The organism is Paractinoplanes abujensis, from assembly GCF_014204895.1.
In the GTDB taxonomy this organism is placed as follows: domain Bacteria; phylum Actinomycetota; class Actinomycetes; order Mycobacteriales; family Micromonosporaceae; genus Actinoplanes; species Actinoplanes abujensis.
In genome coordinates this window covers 8,359,829-8,371,496 of record NZ_JACHMF010000001.1, presented here as the reverse complement: position 1 = coordinate 8,371,496, position 11,668 = coordinate 8,359,829, and the positions used below count along the sequence as shown (strand labels likewise).

The 11,668-nt window shown below is 71.7% G+C and carries 11 protein-coding genes; 3 read left to right on the top strand and 8 right to left on the bottom strand.

The window, feature by feature from the left end:
* Positions 1 to 49: 49 nt before the first annotated feature.
* The 3 genes from BKA14_RS38605 to BKA14_RS38595 form a co-directional block, all read right to left on the bottom strand.
* On the bottom strand, positions 50 to 211 hold the full coding sequence (locus BKA14_RS38605) for a hypothetical protein (RefSeq protein ID WP_184955669.1): 162 nt from the start codon (positions 209 to 211) through the stop codon (positions 50 to 52).
* Between the two features lie 41 nt (positions 212 to 252).
* The gene (locus tag BKA14_RS38600; RefSeq protein WP_184955668.1) at positions 253 to 993 is read right to left on the bottom strand and encodes an SDR family NAD(P)-dependent oxidoreductase; all 741 of its coding nucleotides are present in this window, start codon (positions 991 to 993) and stop codon (positions 253 to 255) included.
* Positions 994 to 1,070: 77 nt separating this feature from the next.
* Entirely contained in the window at positions 1,071 to 1,415 is a 345-nt protein-coding gene (locus tag BKA14_RS38595) for a histone-like nucleoid-structuring protein Lsr2 (protein WP_184955667.1), read from the bottom strand.
* A 284-nt stretch (positions 1,416 to 1,699) separates the two neighbouring features.
* Between BKA14_RS38595 and BKA14_RS38590 the strand changes: the two genes are divergently transcribed.
* Entirely contained in the window at positions 1,700 to 2,827 is a 1,128-nt protein-coding gene (locus tag BKA14_RS38590) for a glycoside hydrolase family 12 protein (RefSeq protein ID WP_184955666.1), read from the top strand.
* Between the two features lie 297 nt (positions 2,828 to 3,124).
* Here the strand turns inward: BKA14_RS38590 and BKA14_RS38585 are convergent, their stop codons facing one another.
* The 3 genes from BKA14_RS38585 to BKA14_RS38575 form a co-directional block, all read right to left on the bottom strand.
* Positions 3,125 to 3,880, bottom strand: a complete 756-nt coding sequence (locus BKA14_RS38585; protein WP_221477418.1) for a GNAT family N-acetyltransferase — start codon at positions 3,878 to 3,880, stop codon at positions 3,125 to 3,127.
* A gap of 423 nt (positions 3,881 to 4,303) precedes the next feature.
* The gene (locus BKA14_RS38580; protein ID WP_184955665.1) at positions 4,304 to 5,383 is read right to left on the bottom strand and encodes an NAD-dependent epimerase/dehydratase family protein; all 1,080 of its coding nucleotides are present in this window, start codon (positions 5,381 to 5,383) and stop codon (positions 4,304 to 4,306) included.
* A 62-nt stretch (positions 5,384 to 5,445) separates the two neighbouring features.
* The gene (locus tag BKA14_RS38575) at positions 5,446 to 8,478 is read right to left on the bottom strand and encodes a putative bifunctional diguanylate cyclase/phosphodiesterase (RefSeq protein ID WP_184955664.1); all 3,033 of its coding nucleotides are present in this window, start codon (positions 8,476 to 8,478) and stop codon (positions 5,446 to 5,448) included.
* An 84-nt stretch (positions 8,479 to 8,562) separates the two neighbouring features.
* On the opposite strand from BKA14_RS38575, the gene BKA14_RS38570 reads away from it, so the two are divergent.
* Positions 8,563 to 9,210: a class I SAM-dependent methyltransferase gene (locus BKA14_RS38570; protein WP_184955663.1), complete on the top strand. Its 648-nt coding sequence runs from the start codon at positions 8,563 to 8,565 to the stop codon at positions 9,208 to 9,210.
* Here BKA14_RS38570 and BKA14_RS38565 read toward each other — a convergent pair.
* Positions 9,200 to 9,796 (bottom strand): TetR/AcrR family transcriptional regulator, encoded by a 597-nt coding sequence (locus tag BKA14_RS38565; protein WP_239092695.1) that lies wholly within the window; start codon positions 9,794 to 9,796, stop codon positions 9,200 to 9,202. The two genes, BKA14_RS38570 and BKA14_RS38565, sit on opposite strands and share 11 nt — an antisense overlap.
* Before the next feature lie 77 nt (positions 9,797 to 9,873).
* Between BKA14_RS38565 and BKA14_RS38560 the strand changes: the two genes are divergently transcribed.
* Positions 9,874 to 10,959 carry an FAD-dependent oxidoreductase gene (locus tag BKA14_RS38560; protein ID WP_184955661.1) on the top strand — a complete coding sequence of 362 codons (1,086 nt, stop codon included), beginning with the start codon at positions 9,874 to 9,876 and terminating at the stop codon, positions 10,957 to 10,959.
* On the opposite strand, the gene BKA14_RS38555 is transcribed toward BKA14_RS38560, so the two are convergent.
* On the bottom strand, positions 10,940 to 11,668 hold the full coding sequence (locus BKA14_RS38555; protein ID WP_184955660.1) for an HAD family hydrolase: 729 nt from the start codon (positions 11,666 to 11,668) through the stop codon (positions 10,940 to 10,942). The two genes, BKA14_RS38560 and BKA14_RS38555, sit on opposite strands and share 20 nt — an antisense overlap.

Here is an 11,668-nt window from a genome sequence, read left to right as displayed (position 1 = left end):
CGCGAGTACGTCTTGGTCGCAGGATCACCGGCCCCCGGTGCCCTGACGCCTACTCGGGCTCCTTGGCCGGCGGCGGGTCGTCGGACAGATGCTCGGGCACGGTCGGCTCGTTCCCGCCGCCGTGCACCTCGTCGTACTCGTAGTCACCGCCGGTCTGCTCGGACTCGTCCGTCCGGGTGGGCCCGGACTCGGCGCTGTTCGGATCGGTCATGCCGTTCAGGTACCCGCGCCGAGCCCGAATCATCCCGGCGGTCAGAGGCGGCCCTTCACGTCGCCCTTGCCCGCGGCCTTGCCGGCGTACATGCGGTCGGCGATCCCGGGGAAGACGTGGGCGGCCAGCACTGCGGCCCGATACTTGGCCGGCACGATCACGCGGCGGCGCGGCCTCCGCAGGGCGCTCTCCACCGCGGCGGCCACGATCTCCGGGCCGGGCAGCCCCGAGCGGTTCCGGTTGGCGTCGCCGGCGATGTATCCGGGCTCGACCAGGGTGACGCCGATGCCGGTGCCGGCCAGTTCCCGCCGTACGGAATCGGTCATGCCCCGCAAAGCGAACTTGGTGGCCGAGTAGACGCCGCTCATCCCGACCTCGCCCGCGACCGAGCCGATGTTCACGATCGCGCCACCGCGCTGCTCGCGCATGATCGGCACGACCGCGCGCATCAGCCGGATCGGGGCCAGCAGGTTGACCTGGATCATGCCTTCGACCGCGGCGTCCTCGGAGAGCACCGACGCCACCCCGCCCACGCCCGCGTTGTTCACCAGGCCGTCGATCCGACCGGTGATCGCCCGGGCCCGCGCGACCAGCTCGGTCAGAGCTTGCTGATCCCGTACGTCGGTGGGCACCGCGACGGCGTTCGGCAATTGCTCGGCGAGGGCGGCGATTTTGTCCGCCCGGCGGGCCGCCAGCACCACGGTGAAGCCGTTGCCGGCGAGCCGTTCCGCGGTGACCCGACCGATTCCGCTGGACGCCCCCGTCACGATTACCACCGGCATGGCTTCACCCCATTGTCGAAGAAAACGGCGCCGCCGTGGATCGGCGACGCCGTCATTTCAGCGCTTGCTGGCTCAACCTATCGCTTGCTGTGGTACGCCTCCACGATGTGGCTCGGGATGCGCCCGCGCTCGGAGACCTCGTACCCGTTCTTGTTGGCCCACTCGCGAATCGCCTGATTCTGGTCGCGGCTGGCCCGGCCCGTGCTGGCCGGGGCGACGCGACGGGTCGGCGACACCACCGCGGTGCGGCCCACCCGGGTCGCCGCACCCAGGAACGGGTCGAGCGCCTTACGCAACTTGCCGGCGTTCTTCTCGGAGAGGTCGATCGTGTAGTTCACACCGTCCAGTCCGAACTCGACGGTGCGATCCGCCTCGCCACCGTCGAGGTCGTCGGTCAGAAGGGTTATTACCTGCTTGGCCATGGTGTGCCCCGCTCCTACCACGATGTCATTTGAGCCACGACTTTGCGCGCACGCCTTCGCCGTGGAATGTCGATGCGCCTTTATTCTGGCTTGCGATAAGGCCTGGTGCAAATTGCCCCCTTCCGCATGTCGCAATTCTGCCGCTGGTTGTACCCGACGGAGGCGGCGCCCCGGCCCGGCCCGGTACGGACTCTTTTCACGCTCGTGAATGTCCTGTAACGTGACTTGGGAGCGCTCCCAAACGCCCGTCCCCACGGGTTCCCCCTCCCCTAGGAGCTGACGAAATGCGACGTCTTCTCCGCGCCGCCCTGGCCTCCGGCCTGCTCGCAGCGGCCGCCCTGACCTCCCTCGCCGTGGCCGGCCCGGCCGCGGCCGACACCCTGATCTGCGACCAGTACGGCAGCACCACGATCGGCGGCCGCTACGTCGTGATGAACAACCGCTGGGGCACCTCGGCCCAGCAGTGCATCAACGTGACGAGCACCGGATTCGCGATCACCAGCCAGCAGGGCACGGGCAACACCAGCGGCGCCCCGGTCTCCTACCCCGCCGTCTACCTGGGCTGCCACTACACCAACTGCTCGCCCGGCACCAACCTGCCCATCCGGGTCAGCGACATCTCGAGCGCGACGAGCAGCATCAGCTACCGGTACGTGTCGGGAGCGACCTACGACGCGGCCTACGACATCTGGCTCGACCCGTCGCCCAAGAAGGACGGCGTGAGCCAGCAGGAAATCATGATCTGGTTCAACCGGCAGGGCTCCATCCAGCCGATCGGTTCGATCGTCGGCAATGCGACCATCGGCGGCCGCACGTGGCAGGTATGGCAGGGCAGCAACGGCTCCAATGCCGTCATCTCCTACGTCGCCCCGTCGGCCATCAGCAGCTGGAGCTTCAGCGTCCTCGACTTCATCCGGGACACGCAGAATCGCGGCGCCATCACGAATAGTTGGTATTTGACAAGCATTCAGGCCGGATTCGAGCCGTGGATCGGTGGCACGGGCCTCGCGGTGACCGATTTCAGCGCCCAAGTGAACGGCGGCGGGGGCACACCCAGTAATCCCCCGGCCACGACACCGCCGCCCACCGGAACCGCTTCCTGCCGCGTCACCTACGCCACCAACACGTGGAATACCGGCCTCACGGCCAATGTCACCGTGACCAATACCGGATCGACCGCAGTGAACGGCTGGGCGCTCGCCTTCAACCTGCCGGCCGGCCAGACGATCACCAGTTCCTGGAACGCCGCATTGACCGGCACCAGCGGCGCCGTGACCGCCCGCAACATCGCCTGGAACGGCACGATCGCCCCCGGCGGCAACGCCTCCTTCGGATTCCAGGTCACCCACAACGGCTCCTCCGCGGCCCCGGCCGGCTTCGCCCTGAACGGTTCCCCCTGCACCACCACGTGACCGCCTGAGTCACCCCGATCCCGAGCCGCCTCGTCGCCGATTCTCCGGCGCCGGGGCGGTTCGTCCATTTCCCGTGTTGATCTTCATAAATGGCCCTTCAGTCAACCGCCGTGTCCACGCCGCGCCCACCTAGCGCCGTCCCTGCCTCGCCCCGCCTCGCCGCCTCACCTCACCGCGTCGCCCCCCGCCAGGTCGTCCCACCGCCTCGCCCCACCGCGCCGCTTCGCCCACCTCGCGCCACGTCGTCCCACCACCTCGCCCCGCCGCCCCGCTTCGCCCACCTCGCGCCGCCCCCGGCTACGAGACAGGGCCCAGTCGGATGCTGAGCTGGGTGCCGAACTCCCGGAAACCCAGGCCCCGAGCCACCCGCCGAGACGCTTCCGGCCGCGCCCGCCATTGCGGCATCAGTCCTTTGCTCAACGCGTCAGCAGTCGCCGCCGAGGCCACCAGCCGAGCCAGCCCCCGCCCGCGCCACTCGATGGCCGTCAGAACACTCAAATGAGCCGTAGCTCGCGGCCACACCTCATAACCGGCCGCAGCCTTCCCCCGCACGACGAACGCCTGCGAGGTGATGTCCGCGAGCCCCGCCTCGCCGTCCTCGTCGGCGCTGACCCCGGCTCGCAACGCCACCACGTCAGGATGCGCCGCCGGCAACGCCACGACCTGATCAGCCGTCGCCTCGTCGACCCCGCGCACGAAATCGGCGGGACCCGACGCCGGCCGGAAGCTCTCCCCGTCGCAATACAGAAGCGTCGCCGGCCCCAGCACCTCGGCCACGGGCAGCCGAGTCAACCAGTCGGCAGTGGACAAAGCCGGCCGCAAAGCCGCAGCCGACCTGGCATCAGGCGCGGTCACGATCGCGACCGAGCCCAGATCGACGATCCCGCACCACCCTGGCGGGCAGAGCCGCGACCGCGGCGAGACGATCACGTCCTTGTCCTCCGAGCCGGAGGCCGGCACACCGGCCAGCTCAACCCATAGACTCCGAACACGCCGCATCAGGGAACCGTCAGTCACGCCGGCATCGTGGCAACCGCTCCGGCCCACCGCCACCGCGATTTCTCGCCCTGTGGAAAAGTCCAGCCCCTGTGGACAACTCGGCCGCCCGCCCGGCGCGTGCTTAGGGTGGAGGTCCCCCGGTGGGCGGGCCACTGATACGACCAGCAACAGGATGATCTACGAACGGGCCCCAGATCGTTCAGACGCACCGGCAAGCCACACGGATTCGCACGCCCCTGTCTGCCTCTTGGATCAAGGCCGTCGGGTACGGCGCGGAGCCAATCGAGCCTTCCGACGAGGTCGATGTGGCTTGAATGAGCGCCCCGCTTGTCGTTTCGGGCTGCCGGTCCGCGCCAGTGCGCACGCTGGTTGAAGCCGCGTTCGATCTGGTCACGCCTTTGCCGACGGCCGGGACGGGCCGGTCCGAACGGACCGTGACGTCGACGCGGTGCATGATCGCCGAACGTCGGTGCCGCTCTAGTAGGGGTTGCCGGTGCCGGGCAGGCGGCCCTTGAGCAGGCCGCCGAGCCGCCCGGGCAGGTCGGGGTGGCCGGCCAGCGGTGGACCGGCGTCGTCGTGGGCCCGGTCGGCCATGCCCGCGACCAGCTCCTTGAGCGCGCTCACGGCGTCGCGGCGCGGGCTCCAGCCGAGTTCGGTGGCGGCCCGGTCGCAGGACATCAGCGGCGCTTTGAGGCCCAGGTGCACCCAGCCCGCGTCGACCGGCTGCAGCCGCAACCACCAGGTGGCGGCGGCCGCGCCGGTCAGGGCGAAGCCGGGGACCGGCACCTGGACGCCGTGGAACGTGCGCGCGGCCACCGCGGGGTCGAGGACGGGGCCGGCGGCGATGTTGAACGCGCCGTGGGCGTCGGAGAGCAGGGCCCGGGCGTACGCGTCGGCGACGTCGTCGGCGTGCACCGCCTGCATGCGCAGTCCCGGATGGGACGGCACCACGGGCAGCCACTGCGGGCGCAGCAGCCACGCCGGCAGCAGCGGGCCCGCGAAGTAGCGCGAGATCTCGGTGCCGACCGCGCGTTGGAAGATGAGCCCGGGACGCAGCCGGACGACTCGCAGCTGGGGGTGGTCGGCTTCGATCTGGTCGAGCATCCATTCGACGAGCGCCTTGTGCCGGCTGTACGAGGACTGCAGCACCCCGGCCCGCGGCCAGCTCTCCCGCACGTACGCGTTCTTGGGGCCGGCCGAGTAGACGCCGACGGATGACGCGAAGGCCAGCGTGGGCACCGCAGCCCGCAGCACCGCTTTGGCCACCGCGCGGCTGCCCAGCACGTTCGTACGGTAGAGCAGCTTCTGATCGTGGCTCGGCTGAATCTGCCAGGCCAGGTGCACCACCGCGTCGGCTCCCGCGAACACCTCGGCCAGCCGGTCCTCGGCGGGTGAGGCGCCGATGTCCACCGAGTGCCACGTGGCTTCGGCATACACCCCGGTGGGGGACGGCAACCGGCGCGCGACGCCCACCAGCTCGACGTCCGGTTCCGCGCTCAAACGGCGCAGCAGGGCGGTTCCGGCGTTCCCCGTGGCTCCGACGATCACGACACGCATGCCCTATCGCCTACCCGGGCCCGGGGTGGTTGAACCACATGGGCCCGGGTACTTGTAGGGGTTCAGGCAACGAGCGGCAGGCCGGCGCTTCCGGACATGCGGCTCAGCGCCTCGGTGCCGTCGAGCAGGCTGGAGAACAGGTAGCCCTGGCCCAGCGGGCAGCCCAGGCGCATGAGCATGTCGCGGTGCGCGGCGTCCTCGATGCCCTCGGCGATCACCGTCAGGCCCAGTGACTGGGCCAGCGTCACCAGGCCGGTGACCAGCGCCGTGTCGTCCAGGAACGTTTTGTCGATCTTCACCACGTCGATCGGGCGGCGGCGCAGGTCGCCCGGCGCCGAGCGGCCGGTGCCGAAGTCGTCGATCGCGATGCCGACGCCGAGTCCACGCAGCGCGGCCAGCTCGGCCCAGATCGGGTCGTGCTCGCCGGCCAGCAGGTTCTCCGACAGCTCGAGCATCAGCGCCTGCGGGGGCACCCCTGCGTAGGCCAGGGACTGCTTGACCTGCTCGGCGAAGGCGCCGTCGCGGAACTGCCGGGCCGACACGTTGACGCTCACGTACGGCCGGCGGCTGGGCGGCAGCGTGCGCCACCACTGCGCCACCGTGTGCAGGGCCTGGTCGAGCACCCATCGGCCCATCGGCACGACCAGGCCGCTCTCCTCGGCCACTTCGAGGAACTCGGCCGGCGCGATCACCCCGCGGGTCGGGTGGTGCCAGCGCACCAGCGCCTCGAAGCCGACCGCCTCGTCGCTGCGCAGGTCCACCACCGGCTGGTAGGCCAGCAGGAAATGTCCCTCGTGCACCGCGTGGTCGAGGGCCGAGCGCAGTTCCAGCCGTTCCACCATCGCGCCGTGCAGGTGGGCCTGATAGCGGCGCCACTGGTTCTTGCCGGCGCCCTTGGCCACGTACAGGGCCAGGTCGGCCTGGCGCAGCAGCTCGTCGGCGGTGTCGGCCTCAGGGGTGGTGGTGATGCCGATGCTGGCCACCGCGGTCAGCTCGGAGCCGTCGTCCATGGTGATCGGCTCGGCCAGCGCGGCCAGGATGCGCTGGGCCGTCTCCTCGACCGCGCCCGGGTCCTGCACGTTCTCGACCAGGGCGGCGAACTCGTCACCGCCGAGCCGGGCCGCGGTGTCGTCGGCGCGCAGCGCGCCCGCGATCCGGTCGGCCACGCCGATCAGCAGCTGGTCGCCCGCCGCGTGCCCGAGCGTGTCGTTGACCTTCTTGAAGTCGTCCAGGTCGATGAAGAGCACACCCACCACCGAGCCGTCGCGGGCGCCGCGGGCCAGCGCGTGCCCGAGCCGGTCGTGGAAGAGCACCCGGTTGGCCAGCCCTGTCATCGCGTCGTGGAACACCCGGTGGGTCAGCTCGGCCTCGAGCCGGCGCCGCTCGGTCACGTCGCGCAGGGTGAGCACGAGCGCGGCCACGGTCGGGTCGGAGCGCAGGTCCTGCCCGTGCATCTCGAGCACCACGTCGGCGAGGGCGCGGAAGTCCAGACCCTCCTGCAGACCTTCCCCCGTACGGAGGGCGGCCAGCACTTCCGTCAGCCGCGTGCGCTCGGCCGGGTGCATCACGGCGGGCAGCGGGTAGCCCGTCGGGTCGTCGCCGAGCACGCCCGCCGCGGAGGGGCTCGCGTACCGGACCCGGTTCTCCTCGTCGACGATGAGGATCACGTCGGAGGTCTTCTGCACGAGCGTACGGAAATAGGTCTCGCTGTTGCGGCGGATGACCTCCTGGCTGAGCCCGATCCGTTCCAGGGCCAGGGCGGCCTGCGTGGCCAGCACCTCGATCGCGCGCAACAGCCCGGGCAGTTGCGGGGCGGGCGCGGCGACGTGCAGCACGCCCAGCAGCGGGTCACCGGTCGGCCGGTCGGCCAGCACCAGGGGGCAGCGCAGCGTCATCGGCAGGTGCGCCAGCCGTACGGAGACCGCCCAGTCGACGTCCCGCGTGGGCATGATCCGCGCGGCGGTCCCGGTCGTGCGGTCCACCGCCGCCTGGTGCGCGGCCTCGGGCGACAACGGCCCGTTCTGAGCGATCGTCACGGCCAGCACCACCGCGTGCGGGGTGTCCGGGGGCAGCAGGTGCGCCACGGCCGTCCGTACGGCGTCGGAGACCTGCTCGGTGTCGGCGGCCGAGACGAGTGCGGCCGACGCCTCGCGCAGCGCCCGCTCCCGGGCCAGTGCCTGCCGGTGACCGGCCATGATGTCGGCCATCCGCACCAGCACGAGCAGGAATGTGAGGGCGCTGAGGGCGGCCACGACTGTCAGGTCGGGCACCTCGCCGTCGCGCACCATGCGCACCAGCAGCACCACGGGGGCGGTCATCGAGGCGATCCCGAGCAGCGCCAGGCGGCCCCGGCCGAGCTGGGCCACGGGCAGACCGGCCGGGCGGTCGAGGTCGGCCATGGACGGGTGCAGCGCGGCCAGGCCGGCCGCGGTGTAGAGCGCGAAACGGCCCAGGCCGACGATGTACGTGGGCCCGCCCAGCAGCGACATCTCGTACCCGACGTCGCTGATCAGCATGATGGCCAGCCCGGCCCCGAGCACCTGGCCCGCCCGGACGGTGGCCCCGCCGACCAGCAGCCGGGCCAGCACACCGACGAGCAGCAGGTCACCGAGCGGGAACGCGATCTGCTGCCAGGTCTGCGCCACCGCCCCCTGCAGGTTGGGGCCGATCACGAAGCTCCACGACAGCAAGGCGACGCCGGCCGTGACGGTGAGCGAGTCGAGCAGCGCGGCGCGGTCGTGCGGGGCGCCCGCGCGACGCCGCAGGAAGGCCACGAGCATGAGGGCGAGCACGGGATAGCTCGCCAGCGTCAGCAGCGACCCGAGATCGGCCAGGTCGCCCACGACGGCGGGGGCCCAGCCGGCGGCGCGGAACAACGCCGTGCCCAGCACCGAGAGCACGAGCGCGGTGGTCAGCATGCGCCACGGGAAGCGGTGCGCGGGCCGGTTGCGGCGCACCCCGAGCGTCACCACCACCACGGCGGTGATGCCCCCGAGCAGGCGCACCGGGGTCTGCGCGCCGGTCGGCACCAGCACGAACAGCACCGCGAGCGCAGCCATCCAGCCGCCGAAGAGGGCGGCCCAGCGAGCCGGCATGTGTGGGTCCTTCTTCCGTGGGGATCGTGCGCCGTCTGATCGGTCCCGCGCGGGCCCGGTTGAGGAACCGGGGACAATCAGGTTGTGCTTCTGGAGTTCATTCGCGGCAACACGACCGCCGCCCCCGTCCCGTTCGTCCCCGAGATCACGCTCTTCCAGGCCGACGAGCCGATCGTGCTGTGGGAGAAGACGGAGGCGGCGGGCGTGGCTCAGCCCCCGCCGTTCTGGGCGTTCGCCTGGGCCGGCGGGCAGGCCCTGGCCCGGCATGTGCTCGACCACCGCGACCTGGTCGCGGGCCGCTCGGTGCTCGACTTCGCGACCGGTTCGGGCCTGGTCGCCGTGGCCGCGGCCGTCGCCGGGGCGCATCCGGTGACGGCCAACGACATCGACCCGTACTCGCTGGCCGCGGCCACCGCGAACGCCGCGGCCAACCACGTCGACGTGATCGTGCTGGAGGAGGACATCCTCGACGCGGACGAGGACCGGGACGACGACTACGGTGTGATCCTGGCCGGTGACGTCTTCTACAGCCGCGAGATGGCCGCCCGGGTGCTGCCGTTCCTGCGCCGCGCGGCCGGCCGCGGCGCGCTCGTGCTGGTGGGCGATCCGGGCCGGGCCTACCTGCCCAATTCCGGTCTGATCGAGCGGGCCGCCTACGACATTCCGGTGCCGGTCTCCCTGGAGAGCGTGCCGACCCGGCACACCAAGGTCTGGCAGCTGATCAACCGCTGATCCCGCGCAGGAAGATGTCCACGCCGGCCAGGAACTGCGCCCGGTCGTCGTGGTCGCTCAGCAGCGCCGCCGCCTCCTGCACCAGCGGATCGGTGTCGCTCCCGGCCCACTGCGCAGCCAGCTCCTCCAGGTAGTCCCGGCGGGCCGCTTCGTCGGGGGCGCGACGGGCGGCCGCCGCGCCGAGCACGTAGTTGACCAGGGCCGCCCCCGCGTCGTTGAGCGCCGTCCCGGTCAGCCCGAGCCGGTGCAGCTGGGTCCCGACGCTCTTCCAGATCCGCAGGACGGCGGGCTGGGCCGGTTCGCGGGCGAGCTGCGCCCCCAGCCACGGGTGCGCGTCTATCGCGTCGAAGACGGCCAGCGCCAGCTCCCGGATCGGGACGTCGCCGATCCGGATCACGTCGTCGGCGGCCGCGGCGAGCAGTTCGTCCTTGTTCGCGACGTGGTGATAGATCGCACCCCGCCCGGTGGCCAGGCGATCGGTGACGGCCCGCAGCGTCAGCCCGCTTTCGCCCTGCTCGTCGAGGATCCGCACGGCCGCCTCGACGATGCGCTCGCGGGACAACGCGTCGGTGCGCCGAGGTGTCATGGCCACCATCTTGACAGAGTTGGACCGGCGGTCCAATAGTGGAGTGAGTGGACCGCCGGTCCAAAGAAGGAGACATCATGATCACAGTCGTCGGCGCCGGCCTGGGCGGACTCACCCTGGCGTGCGTCCTGCACCGGCACGGCGTGCCCGTCACCGTCTACGACATGGACGCTTCGGCCGGCGCGCGCACCCAGGGCGGCCAGCTCGATCTGCACGAGCACAACGGTCAGCGCGCGCTCGAGACGGCCGGGCTCACGGAGGAGTTCCGCGCGATTGTGCACGCGGGCGGCGGGGCGCAGCGCGTGCTCGACCGGCACGGCGCGATGCTGGCCGAACTGCCCGACGACGGCTCGCTGACCCGTCCCGAGGCCCTGCGCGGCGACATCCGGCGGATCCTGCTGGAGTCGTTGCCGGCCGAGACCGTACGGTGGGGAAAGAAGCTGATCTCTGCCGCGCCCGTGGGCGGGGGCCGTCACCAACTGCGGTTCGCGGACGGTTCGACGGCCGTCTCCGAGCTGCTGGTGGGGGCCGACGGTACGTGGTCGAAGGTCCGCGCGCTGGTCTCCGACGAGCGGCCGGTCTACGCGGGCCTGTGCTACATCGACACCTACCTGCACGACGTCGACGAGCGGCACCCCGAGGCGGCCCGGGCGGTCGGGGCCGGCGCGATGTACGCCCTCGAGCCGGGGCGCGGATTCCTGGCCCACCGGGAAGCGGGGGACGTCATCCACACGTACGTGGTCATCAACCGCCCGCTCGAGTGGTTCACCCGCGCCGCCCTCACCCGGGAACGCGTCGCCGCCGAGTTCGCGGGGTGGGCGCCCGAGCTCGTCGCGCTGATCGCCGACAGCGACACCACGCCGGTCCTGCGCAGCATCCACCGGCTCCCCGACCGGCACCGCTGGACCCGTACGCCCGGGGTCACGCTGCTCGGCGACGCGGCCCACGTGACCGTGCCCGGCGGCGAAGGCGCGAACCTGGCGATGCTTGACGGGGCCGAACTGGGCCGGGCGATCGCCGCGGATCCGGGGACGGCCCTGCAGACGTACGAGGAAACGATGTTCCGGCGCAGCGAGAGCGAGGCCGTCGCCGCGCGCGAGACGATCGACCTGATCTTCGGGGCGGGCGCTCCCCAGGGGCTCGTCAGTCTGCTGAACGGTTGAGCAGTGCCCGCAAAGCGAAGCCGTCCTCGACGGTGTCGTCGGGAGTGGGGCCGCCCGGCTCGGCCATCGTGCGGGGTGAGGGCATGAGCACGGCCCGGCCGATGCCCGCCCGGCGGCCGCAGACGATGTCCCGGCGCGGGGTGTCGCCCACGAACCAGCACGCGGCCGGGTCGACGCCCAGCTCGTCGGTGGCGTTCCAGATCATCTGCGGGTTGGGTTTGCGGACGCCGGCCTCGTCGCTGTAGACCTGCACCGCGAACAGGTCGCCCAGCTGCGACTTGTCGAGGAAGTCCCGATGGGCGGCGCCCGAGAGGGTGTTCGACACGACGCCGAGCGCGACACCGGCGTCGGCCGCGCAGTGCAGGGCCTCGGCGATCCCGGGCCGCAGCGCCCAACTGTCCCGATAGGCCCACTCGTAACTCAGTTTGCGCACGGCACCCCGTACGGGAATCCGGGCCGCCGGCGGCCAGCCGGGCAGGATGAACCGCTCCCACACCTCGGCCTGGCTCAGCTCGTCCGGCCAGTCCTCGTCGCGCCAGGCCGCGTAAGCCTCGGCGCCCTCGGTCAGCGCGCGCTGGATCTCGCCCGGCGTCAGCACACCACCGGCCAGGTTGAAGATGCGCAGCACCAGCCCGGGCGGCGCCGTCCGCTGCGGGGGCGCGTCGGCCAGCACACCGCCGAAGTCGAGCAGGATCGCCGCGGGTCGCAT